This window comes from uncultured Thiohalocapsa sp., from assembly GCF_913062725.1.
Classification (GTDB): Bacteria; Pseudomonadota; Gammaproteobacteria; order Chromatiales; family Chromatiaceae; genus Thiohalocapsa.
The window spans coordinates 20,462-37,242 of sequence record NZ_CAJXWY010000013.1; the positions used below are offsets into that span (position 1 = coordinate 20,462).

The 16,781-nt window shown below is 68.3% G+C and carries 12 protein-coding genes; 4 read left to right on the forward strand and 8 right to left on the reverse strand.

Annotated elements, in window-relative coordinates; all coding sequences use genetic code 11:
- Positions 1-73: 73 nt before the first annotated feature.
- A complete protein-coding gene (locus QZ588_RS05195) occupies positions 74-2,260 on the forward strand; it encodes a glycosyl hydrolase family 57 (protein ID WP_295540569.1) in 2,187 nt (728 codons plus the stop codon).
- Positions 2,261-2,346: 86 nt separating this feature from the next.
- On the opposite strand, the gene QZ588_RS05200 is transcribed toward QZ588_RS05195, so the two are convergent.
- Positions 2,347-4,923, reverse strand: coding sequence for a mechanosensitive ion channel domain-containing protein (locus tag QZ588_RS05200; protein ID WP_295540571.1), 2,577 nt, complete (start codon positions 4,921-4,923; stop codon positions 2,347-2,349).
- Positions 4,924-5,654: 731 nt separating this feature from the next.
- Between QZ588_RS05200 and QZ588_RS05205 the strand changes: the two genes are divergently transcribed.
- Together QZ588_RS05205 and QZ588_RS05210 are read left to right on the forward strand one after the other, a co-directional pair.
- The gene (locus QZ588_RS05205) at positions 5,655-7,766 is read left to right on the forward strand and encodes a DUF2868 domain-containing protein (protein ID WP_295540573.1); all 2,112 of its coding nucleotides are present in this window, start codon (positions 5,655-5,657) and stop codon (positions 7,764-7,766) included.
- Positions 7,767-7,879: 113 nt separating this feature from the next.
- Positions 7,880-9,292 (forward strand): GTPase/DUF3482 domain-containing protein, encoded by a 1,413-nt coding sequence (locus QZ588_RS05210; RefSeq protein ID WP_295540651.1) that lies wholly within the window; start codon positions 7,880-7,882, stop codon positions 9,290-9,292.
- Positions 9,293-9,329: 37 nt separating this feature from the next.
- Here QZ588_RS05210 and QZ588_RS05215 read toward each other — a convergent pair whose 3' ends face one another.
- The 7 genes from QZ588_RS05215 to rpsF form a co-directional block, all read right to left on the reverse strand.
- Positions 9,330-10,028, reverse strand: coding sequence for a thiol:disulfide interchange protein DsbA/DsbL (locus QZ588_RS05215; protein ID WP_295540575.1), 699 nt, complete (start codon positions 10,026-10,028; stop codon positions 9,330-9,332).
- A 202-nt stretch (positions 10,029-10,230) separates the two neighbouring features.
- Positions 10,231-11,148, reverse strand: coding sequence for a 4-hydroxybenzoate octaprenyltransferase (ubiA, locus tag QZ588_RS05220; protein WP_295540577.1), 918 nt, complete (start codon positions 11,146-11,148; stop codon positions 10,231-10,233).
- A gap of 142 nt (positions 11,149-11,290) precedes the next feature.
- The gene (gene radA, locus QZ588_RS05225) at positions 11,291-12,718 is read right to left on the reverse strand and encodes a DNA repair protein RadA (protein ID WP_295540579.1); all 1,428 of its coding nucleotides are present in this window, start codon (positions 12,716-12,718) and stop codon (positions 11,291-11,293) included.
- A gap of 95 nt (positions 12,719-12,813) precedes the next feature.
- Positions 12,814-14,169, reverse strand: a complete 1,356-nt coding sequence (gene dnaB / locus QZ588_RS05230; protein ID WP_295540653.1) for a replicative DNA helicase — start codon at positions 14,167-14,169, stop codon at positions 12,814-12,816.
- A 512-nt stretch (positions 14,170-14,681) separates the two neighbouring features.
- Complete coding sequence (rplI, locus tag QZ588_RS05235) at positions 14,682-15,131, reverse strand: 50S ribosomal protein L9 (RefSeq protein ID WP_295540582.1); 450 nt, start codon at positions 15,129-15,131, stop codon at positions 14,682-14,684.
- A gap of 166 nt (positions 15,132-15,297) precedes the next feature.
- Positions 15,298-15,522 carry a 30S ribosomal protein S18 gene (gene rpsR, locus QZ588_RS05240; protein WP_200237904.1) on the reverse strand — a complete coding sequence of 75 codons (225 nt, stop codon included), beginning with the start codon at positions 15,520-15,522 and terminating at the stop codon, positions 15,298-15,300.
- A 38-nt stretch (positions 15,523-15,560) separates the two neighbouring features.
- Complete coding sequence (gene rpsF / locus QZ588_RS05245; RefSeq protein WP_295540583.1) at positions 15,561-15,983, reverse strand: 30S ribosomal protein S6; 423 nt, start codon at positions 15,981-15,983, stop codon at positions 15,561-15,563.
- Positions 15,984-16,275: 292 nt separating this feature from the next.
- On the opposite strand from rpsF, the gene QZ588_RS05250 reads away from it, so the two are divergent.
- Entirely contained in the window at positions 16,276-16,761 is a 486-nt protein-coding gene (locus QZ588_RS05250; protein WP_295540584.1) for a hypothetical protein, read from the forward strand.
- Positions 16,762-16,781 lie beyond the last annotated feature (20 nt).

Genomic DNA, 16,781 nt, shown 5'->3' on the forward strand with positions numbered 1-16,781 from the left:
CCGCCGTCGCGAGCCCTGGCCCGCACTGTGTTAGGGTCAGGGGTCAGAGCACCACAACCGCCTGCTTGGGTCCATGTCGACGTTCACCACCTTCCGCGCCATCGAGTGCCCGCAGCAACTGCCCATAGATCGCAACGGCGCGCATCCGGCCTTTACCGTTCGCTTCGCCACGGATGGCCGCATCCCCTTCGCGCAGGTCATTCTGCGCGCTGCGGGTCGGGAAACCCTCTTCAACGGCGACGCAATCGAGGCCCGACGAACCGACACCGGCGATTGGCTGCACGGGGTCGAGATTCCCGCGGACAGCGTCGCCGGCGACCGCATCGAAGTGCAGGTGGAAGGCTGCCGCCGGGCCGACATCGCCCGCGCCGGCGGCGGCGACTGGATCAAAGCCTTCCGCGCGATCCGCCTGGTGGGCGGTGGCCACGATGCCGGCACCGATGGCGATGAGTGCCCGGGCGGCGCCGCGGACGGAGCCCGGGCCACCGGGCCCCGCGCCAGCATCGCCCCCGCCCTGGCCGGCGGGGCCGAAGTGACGCTCTACTTCGGCATCCACAAGCACATGCATCAGCCCTGCTACAACACCACCGACCCCGACGCCTGGGACGGCGAGAAAGACGCAATCTTCGGCTCCCGCGGCGGCAATTACACCGACTTCGTCCCCGCCGCAGTGCAGCAGTACATCGACGGCGACCTGCCCCACGCCGGACTGTCCACCAGCTGGAGCGGCTCGCTCATCGAGCAGCTGGACCGCTGCGCCGATCAAGGCCGCTGCGGCGGACGCTTCGGCGGCTGGCGCGAGCCACTGCGCCGCATGGCCGGCGCCACCACGGCGCTCGGCAACCCGCGCATCAGCTTCTCCGGGCTCGGCTTCTTCCATCCGCTGATGCCGCTCATCCCGCCGCAGGACATGGTGCGCCAGATCGCCTGGCACCGCGAAGCCATCGAGCAGGCCTTCGGCGTACCGGCCTCGCGGGTGCTGTTCCCGCCGGAGACGGCCTTTCATGTGCGCATGATCCCGGCGCTGCTCGAGGCCGGCGTGGAGGCGGTGATCTACGACTCCATCCACCGCTTTCGTGCCTGCCGCGACTATCCCTACGCCGGCATCGAGGAGGGCATGCTGCCGCCAAACCCCGCCGAGCAGGTGAACCCGCCGGTGGACGACTGGCTGCAGCTGCACAACATCTGGGCGGCATCGCAGATCTCGCCGACGCTGCTCAAGCCTGAGTACGTGGGCTACGAAGACCCGGACGGCCGGGTCCACAAGATCATTGCCATCCCCGCCGAGCGCTACATCGGCAACGAGGACGCCCGCGGCGGCTTCGGTGCGCTGCAGTATCCCGACGTTCTGGGCCAGCTCTACCAGCGCATCGTCGACAGCGGCGGCTTCGATCCCGCGCATCCGCCCTACTTCCTGCTGCACTCCGACGGCGATAATCACGGCGGTGGCGCCGACAGCTACTACCACCACAACACCGGCGAGCTGGTGCGCTGGCTCAAGCAGGACCGGCGCTTCGAGCTGAGCACGCCCGAGGACTATCTGCAGCGCTTCCCGCCGGACCCGCAGCGGGTCATCCACATCGAGCCCGGCGCCTGGGCGGGCGCCGACAACGGCGACCCGCAGTTCATGAAGTGGTTCAGCCGCTACGACCAGCCCTACTCGCCTGACCTGAATTCCTGGGCGGTACTCACGGCCTTCCAGAACCTGGTGCATACCCTGGCCGCCGCCGAGCCCGGAGATCCGCAGCTGGCGGCGGCCCTGCGATTGTTGCTGACGGCGGAAACCAGCTGCTACTGGTACTGGACCGGCCAGCCGGTCTGGGACGCGCAGGTGACCCAGGCCGCCAACCGTGGGCTTGCCCTCATCAAGCCCGCCGTCGATGCCCTACTCGCCGCCGGGCGCGAGCGCACACCGCCGACCATCTTCCCGCCCTGGGTGGTGCCGGAGAACCCAGGCGGCAAGCGCTGGGGCCAGGGCTGTCTGCGGGATGCACCGCGGGCGGCCACCGCACACAGCTTCGTCGCCGACTGCGCCGGCCTCGAGCGCGTCGAGCTGGTACTGCGCACGGCGGCCGGCGAGCAACGCCTGCCCATGCACAATCACGGCCCCTACCCCACGCAGACCGGCGCCCGCGTCAGCGCCGACTACGTCACCGCCGAGCTGCCGGTTGGTGCCGGCGATGTGCGCTATTACGTCGAGGCGGAAGATCGGCGTGGCAACGTCGCCCGCGGGACGCTGGAGCGCATCTTCCTGGCCTGAGGCGTGACAGGTGCGGCACCTCGGCGCCCCGGCGCACCGCCGCAGCGTAATGCCTCCGCACGGTCCTGGCCGCCACCACCCCACCGCTAGCCACTGACGGCGGCGTCGCGGCGCAGAATCAGCTCCTGTGTCGGGAACGCAAAGGCGATGCCGGCCTCCTCGAAGCGCCGGTGAATGCCGAGATTGATGGCCTGCTGGGTGTCCATGTACACCGTGTAGTCGGGGCTCAGCACGTAGTACACCACCTCGAAGACGAGGGCATAGTCGCCGAACTCGACGAAATGCGCCCGCTCGAAGCGCGCATGCGGCTGCGCCGCAATGGCCCCGCGCAGCATGTCCGGGATGCGCTCGAGCTGCGCCCGCGGCGTCTCGTAGACGACCCCCAGGCGAAACACCACACGACGCTCCTTCAAGTGCTTGTAGTTGTGGATACGGCTGCTCAGCAGATCGCTGTTGGAGAGCACCACCTGTTCGCCCGAGAGGCTGCGGATACGGGTGGTCTTGACGCCGGTGTACTCCACCACACCCAGCGTCTCGCCGGCCTGGATGAAATCACCGACGCGAAACGGCTTGTCCAGCACGATGGCCATGGAGCTGAAGACATCGCCCAGGATGCTCTGCAGGGCAAAGCCCACCGCCACGGTGCCGACACCCAATGCGCCCAACAGACCAGCGATGGGATATCGGAAATAGGCCAACAAGGAGACGACGACGGTGACCCAGATCCCGGCACGGATGAAGAACATCATCACGCCGTAGCCGGTCACGGCGGATGGATCGCGCATCTCCTGGCGCGTGCGACGGCGATTGAAGTAGTCCACGATCGCCGCGTTGGCCCAGATGCCGAGCTGGGCATAGAAGGCAATCACCAACGCCGTCCAGAGCCAATCCTTGACCGTGGGAGTCGCGAGCCCCGAGAACACCATGGCCACGTAGAAGGCGGCGATGAGCACGAATATCTGACGGGTGTTTCCGGCAATGGCGGACAGCACCAGACGCAGATCACCGGCTTCGGCGCTTTTGCCGCGGGCTCGGCGGCGCTGCAGCGTCCGCCGTGCGCCCATCCGGATCAGTGCGACCAGAACCACCACCACCAGAAACATCACCAGGGCCGTCGCCAGATCGCGGGCGCGCATGCTCTGATCATCGATGACCAGCAGCTCGGCACGCCACCAGCTCACCAGCGCCTCCCGGACCTGGCGTATCCGCAAGGACTGGGTTTGCACCCGTTCGCGCAGCTGATGACGCATGCCATCGAGCAGTGCGATCAGCGCATCCTTGGTCTCCAGCAGCTCGCGGCCGTAAGCTTCCCCCTCCTCGAGGACCGCGCTGCGTGCCGTCAGCGCGTCGCGTCTGCCCTCGTCCAGGCTCGGATCGCGCAGACGCCGCGCTTGCGCGAGCTGCAGCGAGCGCAATGCACTGAGACGCTCGACGATGTCGTCCTTCGCGTTGCGCGCGCCGTCCAGATCGGCGCGTACTTGCGCGAGCATCTGCGGGAGATCCAGCGCCTCCGGCGTCTCCATCAAGCGATGGCGTAATTCCCAGAGCCGGCGCATCTGCTCGAGGTCGGCGAGCGCCGCGGTGAGGGCATCGACGCCATTGCGCGCGACACGGACCTCGGTCTGACGGGTCTCGACCCACGCCTCCAGCACGCCGCGCTCGGCTTCGGCATCGGCATCCGCGTCCGCCAGGCGCCGACGGGCCCGATACAGATCCGCCTCAGCCGCATCGCCCGCCGCCGCAACGTCGTCGACTTGGGTGCCGAGCGCATCGATGCGCGCCGTCAGCTCCGCGAGGCGCTCTGCCAGCGCCGCACGCGGCAGCACGACGCGACGCTCCAAGTAGCGCACACGCTCGCGCAGCAGGACCTGCTTCACCGCGGCGAGATCCTCTTGGACACGCACCCAATCGAGGGCGCTCGTCGCGGCGGCGACTTCCTGCCGGGCCCGCAAGTCGCTCAACTGCGCCAGCCGCAGTGCCTGGCTCAGCGCTGCGCGCTCGGCGTCGCCGACGTCACCGGCCGCAGTCAGCCGGTCACGGGCCGCCCGCCGCTCGCTCACCGCCCGACTCAGGGCCCGTTCGGCGTTCTCAAGGCGCCGGGTGGCCGTCTGCAGACGCGTTTCCGCCACGTCTTCGTCGGCCTCGGTCAGCACCAATTCGGCCCGCGCTTGATCCAGCTGGGAGACCGGGAAGGGCGGCTCCTGCGCAAATCCATCGCGCTCGAAGGTCTCCACCTCGGCCCGCAGCTGCGCCAACTCCGCCTCGCCCTCGGCGAGGCGCTCGCCCAGGGTGGCACGCCGCTGCACCACCAGACGCAATGCCCGCAGCAGTTCCATCTGCTGCTCGAGATACTCGGCAGAGCCATGGGCATCCACCGCAGCAGGGGTGTCCGCCGCGGCGGTTGCATCGGCGGTGATGTGCGTGGCTGCTGCGTCGGCGGCGTCCGCCGACAAGGCCTCGAGGGCTGCCTCCAACGCCTGCAGCCGCAGGTCGATCAAGGCCAGGGCCTGACGCAAGTCTTGCGCTGAGGTCAGCGGCTGCGCCAACCCCGGCAGTCCCACCGCCGCTGGGTCGAAGGGCAGTGTCGCCGCCTGCTGCGCGGGCGCCTGCGCCGGCTCTGCGGCCGGCGACTGGGCCGGAGAGACGGCGGTCCCCGGCTGCACTGCGGCGGGCCGCTGCCCGGTGTCGTTCCCCGGTGACGCGGGCGTAGCGTCTGCGGCGAGCGCCGGCGGCATCGCGACCAACAGACAGACCGATAACAAGCAGACGCGCGCCACGCCCGGGTGGTGCTCTAGAGCCATATCAAGCAAGCGTAACTGGCGGTATGCATGCGGTAGCAAGCCGGAGTGGGCCGCAAGGCAGGGCCATTGGCATTGGTTTGTTGCGGGTCAGTCTACGGATCTGGCCGCGGGTGGGGCAACCGCATCAACCGCCGCAAGCCCCGGCGCCACAACATTGCGACTGACGGGAACATCGCGGCTAGGTCGCGATGGGGTAAGCAACGGCATGTCTGCACTCGAGATCGCTGGCGATCGCCACTTTGCCTACCGCCGGCTGCCCCAACCATCGATCCGTACCAGGGATGCCCGCGCGCTGCGCTGTGCAGCCGTGGCTGCCGCCCGTCGCCCGGGCGGCGCAGACGTCTGCCCGCACAGGGTCGTGTTGCCGGCGTCGGCGGCCTGTCATCGGGCACGCCGGGCGCGGGCCATTGGTGCCGAGCCCTTGATTGGTGGCAGAAGCAGGGTATAACGTGCATTCGGGCTCGGCCGCGCGCGCCGCCGACAGCCCGCCCGCAGTGCCACGCCCCGGCGGCGGGGACCCGACCGACTCCGATTCCGTGCCGCAGTCACACCCCACGGCCACACCATCACGCCAGTTACCAACGCACGTCGCAATGGAACCCGCTGTTCATATCGGTCCCCGATCGGCCACTTCCACGCCTCTGGCGGAGCCGGATACCGGCCGCTGGCGCCTGCCGGACCTGCTTGATTTCGACTACTACGTGGACCGCGACGAGCAGCGCATGCGCGAGGACCCGGCCGAGCGTAAGCACCTCGCGGAGCGCGATCGCCGGCTCTACCGGGAGCGCATCGCGCCGAGCATCAAGGCCCGCGAGCATACCCCGGCGCACCGTAGCGCCGCGCTGCGCCGCTGGCTCGCCGTCCGCCGCGGCGGCGAGGACGCATCCATCAAGGCATTGCTACCGGGCTCCGCTTTCGCACGCGGACAACGCCTGGTTGCCATCGCCCTCGGTGTGCTCGGCTTCCTCGGCGGCGTTGGCGTGGCCTCCGCGCTGTTGCAGTATGAGGGCGAACAGCCGGTCAACGTGTCCTGGTACGTCTTCGTGCTGGTGATCCTGCAGGTGCTGCTGCTTGCGGTCACCGCCGTGGCCTGGTACACGCGGCGCTCGCGCGCGATGCAAACCGCGGTGCAGGATTTCACACTGGTCGGCCACTTGCTGAAGCCGCTGTTCGGCGCCGCCGCGCACTGGGTGCAGCGCCAGCGCCTGGCGCATCTGCCACCGGATGTGCGCGAGCACGCCAAGGCCCGCCAGGGTCTGCTGTCCGGCCATTTCGCCCTTTATGGACCGGCCGCCTATCTGCCCATGCTGATTCCCGCGCAGTTGTTCGGGATCGGTTTCAATGTCGGCGTCATCCTGACCACCATCGCCTTGGAGTGGTTCACGGATATGGCCTTCGGCTGGGGCTCGGCGCTGAATGTGCAGCCGGGCACCATCCACACCCTCGCCCACATCATCGCCCTGCCCTGGTCCTGGCTCTTCGGCGATGGTGTGGGCGTGCCGACACTGGAGCAGGTGGAAGGCACACGCATCAGCCTGAAGGACCCGCTGTTCATCATGGATGCCGAGCACCTGCGCTCCTGGCGCTGGTTCCTGGTGCTGGCGGTGCTCGTCTACGGCCTGCTGCCGCGGCTGCTCCTGCTGGGACTGTCGCTGCTGACGGTGCGTCGCACCCTGGCGGCACTGCCCTTCACGCACCAGCGCACGCAGGCGCTGTATGCGCGCATGATCACACCCCAGTTGGAGACCGCCGGCGGCACCGGCCAGGGCCCGGAGATGCCGATCCCGGGACCATTACATCCAATGAGCGCGGCGCGCGCGGCACCGCCTGCGGAGCCTGTGACGCCGCGCCCGGCAGCGGGGCAGGCCGACACCAAAGAGGCAGCCCCCGCCCAACGTCCACCGGCGCCGGCATCGACGCCCGAGCCAGCCGCGCCGAAGCCGGTGCCGCAGCCCATGACGTCGGTACGGCCCGAGCGCGAATCCGCGACGGTGCTGACCGAGCCGACGCTGGCGCAATCCCGGGTGGAGCGCTCCGGGACTTCGTCGGGCGACAAGCAGCCTGCCGCAGCAAGCGCCGCAGCGACGACGCCCGCGCTGGCCCAGGCACCGCCGAAGATGGCCTCGTCAGCGGCGCAGCGAACGACGGAGGCCGGTGCGGCACCAGCGCCAGCCGCGGCGCCCGCCCCGGCACGAGCGCCGGCGTCTCGGTCCACGCCGGCGGCGACCCAGTCCAAAACCGCTCTGACCGTTGCCGCCGACGCCTGCGTACTGCTCATGCATGTGGACGTGGCGGATGTGCTGGCTCCCACCGACCACGAACGGCTGCAGCGACTGCTGCACGGGCACTCGGGCTGGCAGGTCGCGGGCAGCGCCACCTTCGGCGGCGGCAGCACCATGGCCAGGCAGGCACTCGACATGATCGAGTCCGCCCATTGGCGCGCCCCCCCGGCTCGGGTCGCCCTACTGGCGGACGGCTCTCAGCCCCCTATCACCGAGACCCTGAGGTTTCTGCGGGCTGCGCGGGCGGCGGCGGGTGCCCATGCACAGCTGTTGCTGGTGCTCGTGGGCGATCCGGACGGCGATGACCCGCTGCCGCCGTTGTCCACCTTCGAGCTGCAAGACTGGCAGAGCAAGCTCGAGCAGTTGGCCGACCCCTACCTGCGGCTGGAGATGCTGACGGGGCCCGCAGAGGAGACAGAGTAATGGCACACGCAGCCCGCATACAGATGCCGCGGCGCGACGGCGGCGCCGCGCTTCGATCGCCAGTGCCGCAAAGCGTGAGCGAAGCGGCCGAGCAGGTGCCCGTGCTGGCGATCATGGGTCACCCGAATGCGGGCAAGTCCTCGGTGGTGGCGACCCTCACCGAGAACGACCGTATTGCCATCGACAAGCGCGCCGGGACCACCACCACCACCGACGATTATCCGGTCATCATCGACGGCCGCACGGTGATGATGTTCGTCGATACGCCGGGCTTCCAAAACCCGAGCGACATTCTCGAGTGGTTCCAGGCCCATGCCGACGAGCCGGATCTGGCGGGCGCCTTCGTGGCTGCGCACGGCGATGACCCGATGTTCAGCCACGACTGCGCCCTGCTGCGCCCGGTGGCCGCCGGCGCCGGCATCATCCTGGTCGTGGACGGCTCCAAGCGTATCAAGGAAAAGGACCGCACCGAGATGGAGCTGCTGCGCCTCACGGCGCGCCCGCGCATGGCCATCCTGAATAACCTCTCCAAGGTCACCAGGCACATGCCAGCTTGGCAGGATGCGCTGAACAAATCCTTCAACTCGGTGCGGGAGTTCAACGCCCATCGCGCCACTTATGCCGAGCGCATCGCATTGCTCGGCGCACTCAAGGCCATCGACCAGCGCTGGGAGCCCATGCTGGAGGAGACCATCCGGGCCTTCCGCGACGACTGGGCGCGGCGCATCGAGCACAGCGCAGACACCATCATCCGATTGATGAAAAATGCCTTGACCAAGCGCGTCACCCGGGTGGTCAAGGCGAACGACATTCACTCCGACGATCAGCGCACGGCGATCCAGCGCCAGCTCACCGAGGCCCTGCAACAGGCGCTGCGCCAGTTGGAGGTGGACGCCCAGCAGGATATTCGCGGCCACTTCCGCCACAACGTCTGGGATGTGCCCGCCACCTCACTGCTGGCGAAGGATCTGTTCTCAGAGGAAGTGGAAGAGGCGCTCGGACTGCGCCAGCGCCAGTTGGCGATGGCCGGTGCCGCCGCCGGAGCCGTCTCCGGCGGCGCCATCGATCTCGGGCTCGGCGGCCTGTCCTTCGGCACGGGTGCACTCATCGGCGGCGTGGTTGGCGGTGCGCTCGGCGTGCTCGGAGGCGCCGCGCTCGCGAAGCTCGACATCCAACGCACCCTGGGGGTCGAGCGTTTTTCGCTGGGTCCGGTGACCAACCCGCGCTTTCCCTTCGTGCTGCTCGATCGGATCATCCTCTACGCTGCGCGGGCCATGAACTGGGCCCACGGCCGGAAGGCGGCGGACGAGACGGCGCCCAACCGCGTCCCGGAGAAAGATCTCGGGCGCAAGCGTGGCTTCACCGAGACCCTCAGCGCCGAGGACCACCGCACACTGGCCAAATTCTTCGTCGCCGCCCGGCGCGGTAAAGAGGACACGGCACACGAGGAAAAGAGCCGCGAGATCATCGTCGATCTCCTGCGCGGGCTCTCCACCAGCGACATGGATGCCCGGCTCGGGCTCTAGTGGGCGCCCACAGGCGGCACCCACCCTACAGACGCCCTCAGCCCGCTTCCTCGGTGGTCTGTGTCGACCGTGCCTGGCCGTCACCGCCTTCACGATCCACCAGGTGGTCGATCACCTGAAACATGCGGGCACTGCTGCCGGCCTGCCTGGCGCTGGTGACGTACTTGCCATTGACGACCATCGCCGGCACGCCATCGATGGCATAGCGACGCACCAGATCAGCTGATTGACGGACCTGCATATCCACCGGGAAGGAGTTGTAGGCGGCGCGAAACTGCGCTTCGTCGATGCCCTGCTCGCCGGCGAACGCGATGATCTGCTCCTCGGTGAAAATCTTACGGCGTTGGTCGTGCAGCGCTTTGAACAGGGGCTCGTGCAGCTTATCGAGGGCGCCGATCTGCTCGGCGGCGAAATAGGCCTTGGCATGCGGCACCCAGCGCGGTGAAGCGGCGGCCGGCATGCGGCGGAAGGTCACACCCGCAGGCTTATCGGTGAGCCAGCGCTCGATGAGGGGCTCCAACTGATAGCAGTGTGGGCAGCCGTACCAAAACAGTTCCAGCACCTCCACGTCGTCGCCCGCCTCGGCACGTGCGGGCTCTGCCACCACGCGGTAGTCGATCCCCTCATCGAAGCCGTCGGCCGCCGGCACGATGCCTGCTGCCGAGAGCAGGGCCAGCAGTACGCCCATCCGCGCCAGCGGCAGCAAGCGGTGCAGTGTATACGGTTGCATGGTCATGACTGAGCTCTCCTCTTTCAGCGGTCTCGAAGGGAACGGCGCCGACATGCGCCGACTGCATGGCAGGTGGGGACGCCGACGCGGATTATGCAGGTGCCCGTATGGGGTGGACGCCGTCCGGTGCGACGGCGGGCCGGGGGGCATGGCCGTCATCCAGCGCCCTCGCATGGACACCGGCCACCGCCGCGGTCGCCCATGGCGGCTAGCCGGCGGTCACCGGGTAGAGCAGATAATCCAGCACCAGCCCCAGGAAAATGGCCATGCCGAAGTAGTTGTTGTTCAGAAACGCGACGAAGCAACGCTTCGGCTCGCGGTCACGGATCAGCCATTGCTGATAGACCGCCAGCAGGGCCGCCACACCGAGCCCGGCGAAGTAGACCCAGCCGCGGGCGCCGGCGGCGCCCACCCAGGCGAGCAGCGCCAACATCAGCACCTGCAACAGACCGACCACCAGACGATCGTAACGACCGAACAGGATCGCGGTGGACTTGATGCCGATCTTCAGATCATCATCGCGGTCCACCATGGCGTACTGCGTATCGTAGACCAGCGCCCAAATCACCGTCGCCGCGAACAGCACCCAGGTGAAGCCGGGAATGCCTTCCTGGATGGCCATGAACGCCATGGGCACCGCCCAACCGAAGGCGGCCCCCAGGAAGAGCTGCGGAAAGTGTGTGTAGCGCTTCATGAAGGGGTAAATGGTCGCCAGCACCACCGCGACCACCGACAATGCCACCGTCTGCCAATTGAGCATCAGCACCAGGGCGAAGGCGACCAGGCACAGCACCACGAAGACGGCAACAGCCTCCGCCGGCGCGATGATCCCGAGCGCCAGGGGTCTGGCGCTGGTGCGCGCCACATGGCCATCGAGCTCGCGATCCGCGTAGTCGTTGATGGCACAGCCCGCCGAGCGCATCAGCACCACGCCAGTGATGAAGATCAGCACCACGCGCCAGGGCGGATACCCCTCGCCCGCCAGCCAGAGGGCCCACAGCGCCGGCCACATGAGCAGAAAAATGCCGATGGGCTTATGCAGGCGCACCAGCCGCACATAGGCGTCCAGGCGCGCGCGCCAGATCGGTGAGCGGGGCGTCAGGGGCTTGGTCTCCGGAAGGCTCATGGGCGGCGAATCTCTGGGTTGCCGCGGGGCGGCCATCGCACGTGCCCCGGGGGCGCCACACGTCAGAGCAGGCGCGGCGTAGCGTCGAAAAACCCCGAATTATGGCACAGCGCTGATCTTGGTTGGGTGCGACGCAGCGCCGTCAAATGGCATCCAGTGCCTCGGCGAGGGCCAGCACCGGCTTGATGGCGAGCCCCTGGACACCGCCCTTGGGCACATTGGCCTTGGGCACGATGGCCTGCTTGAGTCCGTGCTTGGCGGCTTCGCGCAGCCGGTCCGGGCCGTTCGGCACCGGACGGATCTCGCCCGAGAGGCCGATTTCACCAAACACCGCAAGATCCAGGGGCAACGGGCGGTCGCGGTGGCTGGAGAGCACCGCCAGTAATAGCGCGAGATCGGCGGCGGTCTCGGTGACCCGCACGCCGCCGACGGCGTTGACGAAGACATCCTGATCGAACATCGCGATGCCGCCGTGGCGATGCAGCACCGCCAGCAGCATGGCGAGCCGGTTCTGCTCCAGCCCCACGGCGACGCGGCGCGGATTGGCCAGCGGGCTCTGATCCACCAGGGCCTGCACCTCCACCAGCATGGGCCGGGTGCCCTCGCGGGTCACCAGCACCACCGAGCCCGGCACGGGGCGGTCGTGGCGGGCGAGGAAAATGGCCGACGGATTGCGCACCTCGCGCAGGCCCTTGTCGGTCATGGCGAAGACCCCGAGCTCATTGACGGCGCCGAAGCGATTCTTCACGGCGCGCACCAGCCGGTGCGTGCCGTCCGCCTCGCCTTCGAAGTAGAGCACCGTATCCACCATGTGCTCCAGCACCCGCGGGCCGGCCAGCGCGCCTTCCTTGGTGACGTGCCCGACCAGAAAGACCGTGGTCGCCGTGAGCTTCGCGAAGCGCACCAACTGGGCTGCGGTCTCGCGCACCTGGGAGACGCTGCCCGGGGCCGAGGCGAGGGCGTCGGTGCAGAGCGTCTGGATGGAATCGACGATGAGCACCTGCGGTCGCTGTGCCGCCGCGGTGACGAGAATCTGCTCGACGCCCGTCTCCGCGAGCAGTCGCAGCCCGCCGCCCGCCGCCGACGGGTCGGCGGCGGTGGATTCCGCCACCAGCCCCAGGCGGTGAGCCCGCAGACTGACCTGTTGCGGCGACTCTTCGCCCGTCACGTAGAGCACCGGCTGATGCGCCGCCACGGCGGCCGCCGCCTGCAGCAGCAGGGTCGACTTGCCGATGCCCGGATCACCGCCGATGAGCACCACCGAGCCCGGCACCAGACCGCCGCCGAGCACCCGGTCCAATTCCCCGATACCGCTCGGCGCGCGGGTCTGCTGCTCCGGCGTCACCTGCGCCAGCGACAGCACCTCGCTCGGCGACAACGCCGCGCCGCCCGGGCCGACCGCGCCGGCCCAGCCGCCGCCGGCGCGGGCTGAAGGCGTGGGCGCCACAACAACCTCCTCGAGACTGTTCCAGGCGCCGCAGTCCGGGCACTGGCCCGCCCACTTCGGCTGCTGCGCCCCACAGGCGTTACAGACATAGGCGCTGCGGGGCTTCTTCGGACGTTGGGCCATGACATGAATGTTGTTGCGGGGGCAGCCCGGCTATCGTCGCCGGTCGCTCTTGGCCGTGCCCCGACGGGCGCGGCCATGCCGCGGCGTTAAGCGGCTCAGTAACCGTCGTCGCCGTAGAGATTATCGGCGAGATTCTCGAACTTGGTGTACTGCCCCAGGAAGGCCAGCTTCACGGTACCGATGGGGCCGTTGCGTTGCTTGCCGATGATGATTTCGGCCACGCCCTTGTCCGGGCTGTCCTCGTTGTAGACCTCATCGCGGTAGATGAACACGATCAAGTCCGCATCCTGCTCGATGGCGCCCGACTCGCGCAGATCCGACATGACCGGGCGCTTGTTCGGACGCTGCTCCAGGGAGCGGTTCAGCTGCGAGAGGGCGATCACCGGCACGCTCAGCTCTTTGGCCAGCGACTTCAGCGCGCGGCTGATGGCGGAGATCTCCGTGGCCCGGTTCTCACCTTCGGTGGGCGCCTGCATGAGCTGGAGATAATCGATGACGATGAGCCCGAGGGTCTGCTCGCTGCGCTGCAGCTCGCGCTGCAGCCGCCGCACCCGGGCGCGCACTTCGGTCGGCGACAGCGCCGGCGTGTCGTCGATGTACAAGGGCGCCTGCGAGAGGATATGCACGGCTGAGGTCAGTCGCGGCCAGTCCTCGTCGGTGAGCTTGCCGGTGCGCACCCGGTGCTGGTCGATCTGCCCCAGCGACGACATCATGCGCATGGCCAGCGAGTCGCCGGGCATCTCCATGCTGAACACAGCCACGCCGGTACCAGTCTTGATGGCCACATTCTCCGCCAGGTTCATGGCGAAGCTGGTCTTGCCCATGGACGGCCGTCCGGCGACGATGATGAGGTCCGCCGGCTGCAGGCCGGAGGTCTTCATGTCGAAGTCGATGAAGCCCGTCGGCAGGCCGGTGATGGGCTCATCGCGATGGAACAGCTCGTCGATCTTGTCGACGGCGAGCTTGAGCAGGCTCTCGATGGGCTGAAAGCCGCCGCCGCGGGCGAGCTGCTCGGCGATCCCGAACACCTTCGCCTCGGCGGCATCGAGGATCTCCGCCTCCGAGCGCCCGCCGGTATCGAAGGCCAAATCGGCGATGCCGGTGCCGGCCTTGATGAGCTGCCGCAGCACCGAGTTGAAGCGAATGATGCGCGCGTAGTGGGCGGCATTGGCGGCGGAGGCGGTATTGCGGTCGATCTCCGCCAGATAGTCCATGCCGCCGACGTCCGCGAGCAGCTTGCGCTTCTCCAGCGCCTCCGCCAGCGTGATGACATCGAAGGGCTGGTCCTGCTCGGCGAGCAGGGCGACGGCGCGAAAAATCAGCTGATGCTCGCGGCGGTAGAAGTCGACCTCCCGCACCTTGTCCGCCACCAGCTCCCAGGTGCCGTTCTCGAGCATCAACGCCCCGAGCAGGGACTGCTCCGCATGCACGTTGTGCGGCGGAATCCGCATGCCTTCGAACGCCGCCGCGCCATCATGCTCGCCGCCGAAAGGCGCCGGGGGCTGCGCATCCTGATCGTCGATCTCCACGCGGCTTCCTCCTGTTTTTTTCAGGCGAGACAACAACGACCGCGGCATCGTCGGGGCCCGCTGGCTGCGGGGGATCGGCGCATGCTCGGCGCTGCTTGAGGGTCGATTGTCGACGCACGGGCGGGCTGCGGCAAGCAGCACCGGATGGCCAGCGGAACGTCACGGCGCGTATCGAGCCGTCGCCGTCCGGGGGCAACAGCCAGCGGCGCGGCGGCTAGGGGCTCGCCGGCAACGGGCTACGGATCTGTGCCGACCGGCGCACAACGCGGCAGATGGTTGCTGGCGAAGAGATCGGCGCCACCATGGGGACGGTCGGCGCGATGACGCCGGAGAGCGGCAGGCGGCGGGGGGATGGGCGCGCGCATCTTCCCGCAGGCCAGTGCGGCCCGGGGAGGTGACCCCCCGGCCCTGTCCCCCACCGCAGGCCCGAACGACTAATCCGCCGGGACCACTTCGATGAGGATGACCACGTGCACATCGGAGTGCAGATGCACCTCCACCTCGAACTCGCCGATGTGACGGAAGGGGCCATGCGGCAGGCGCACTTCGTTTTTCTTCACCTCGTAGCCGGCGCCGGTGAGGGCATCGGCGATGTCCGCGGCGCCCACGGAACCGAACAGCCGCCCCTCATCACCCGCCTTGCGTGGGATGGTGACTGTCAGACCCTCGAGTTGCTCGCGCCGGCCCTCGGCGTGCGCCAGCGCCGCTGCGGCCTGGGCCTCGAGCTCGGCGCGGCGCGCCTCGAAGGCTTTCAGGTTGTCGTCGGTGGCGGGCACCGCAGCACCTTTTGGAATGAGATAATTGCGACCGAACCCCGGGCGCACGGCGACCTTGTCGCCGAGATCGCCGAGACCGACGACCTTCTGCAGCAGGATGACATCCATTAGAAGTCCTCGAAAAATAACATCACGGCCACGAGCGGGCGGCGCCTGCCATGAGCCGGGGCCCGCGCGTCCGGGCCGGGAGTTGGTTGCCGGGTGGAGCGCCTGTGGTGGGAGGCGGCTCGTCCTCGCCAGCAAACCTGATTGGGTCCGCGACGACGCGCGCCGATCAGTGACCGTCGGTATATGGCAGCAATGCCAGATAGCGAGCGCGCTTGACGGCATCGGCGAGCTGGCGCTGATACTTGGCGGAGGTGCCGGTGATGCGGCTCGGGACGATCTTGCCGGACTCGCTGACGTAGGCCTTGAGCAAGTTGAGATCTTTGTAGTCGATCTCGGTGATGCCCTCGGCGGTGAAGCGGCAGTAACGCTTGCGGCGGAAGAAACGGGCCATGCTGGGTATCCTCTGGGTATCCTGGGGTAACGGCGACGTCAGGCGTCTTCGCGCCGCGGCCGGGAGGCGCCTTCGTCGTCGCGGCGGCCGCGGCGCTCACCACCCCGGTCTCCGCGCTCGCCACGCTCCTCGCCGCTCTCCTCTTCGCCCTTCAGCAGTGGCGAGGGGTCGGTGACGGCGCTATCCCGGCGAATGATCAGGTTGCGCAGCACCGCGTCGTTGAAGCGGAAGGCGTTCTCCAACTCGTCCAGCGCCTCTTTATCGCACTCGATGTTCATGAGCACGTAATGGGCTTTGTGGACTTTGCTGATGGGATAGGCCAGCTGGCGGCGGCCCCAGTCTTCGAGCCGGTGGATCTTGCCACCGCGTCCTTCGAGATTACTGCGGTAGCGATCGATCATCGCCGCCACCTGCTCGCTCTGGCTTGGGTGCACCAGAAATACTACTTCATAATGTCGCATTGAGCTCCTCACGGATCTGCAGCCTCCCGACGGCGGCTCGGCTGCGGCCGCGGTGAGGCAAGGAGAGTGCCGCTGACGCGGCAAAGCCGGACATTGTGCGTTGTTTCGCCATCACGATCAAGCAGCTGACGCGTGATCATGGATGCAGCCCAAGCCTGGCCCCCGATGCAAGCACAAGGGCCGGACTGGCAAGCCGCGACGGTCGGGGCGAGAATCTGCGGCGCGTCGGGCTCGGACCAACCCTGAATCAGACCAACCCACTCGGACCAAAGAGCACGAGAGATCGCTCGCCATGCCTGCTGTAGCGCTTCGCGTTTTCATCTTCGCCGCCGCCATCATGGCGCTGACGGGCTGCGGTGGCTCCGGCGGCGGCCTGCGGGACATCGCCATCAGCGCTCACGAGACCTACCGCGGCCCCCTCGCCGCTGCGGTGTCACCGGTCCAGTTCGCGGGCGCCTCGGCGACGGACCGCAACTGGCTGCAACGGGAAATCGTGCGCGTGCTCGGCGAGTCCGATGGCTTCGCCACGGTCATTGCCTTGTCCGCCCGCGGCGAGAGCAACGAGGCCGAAGTCCTCATCGACCCGAGCGTGGTACGCGCCGAGCGCTACAGCGGCGGCATCAATCAAATCGATCTGCGGCTGCGGGCGCAGCGCAAGAGCACCGGCACCGTCGGGCTCGATCAGGTGTATCGGGGCCGGCGCCGTGGCGATCGCAGCGCCATCATCGACGCCGCCAGCGCCGCGGCGAAGGATCTGTCGCGCCAATACGGCGATTAGGGGATCGGAACCCGGGACCC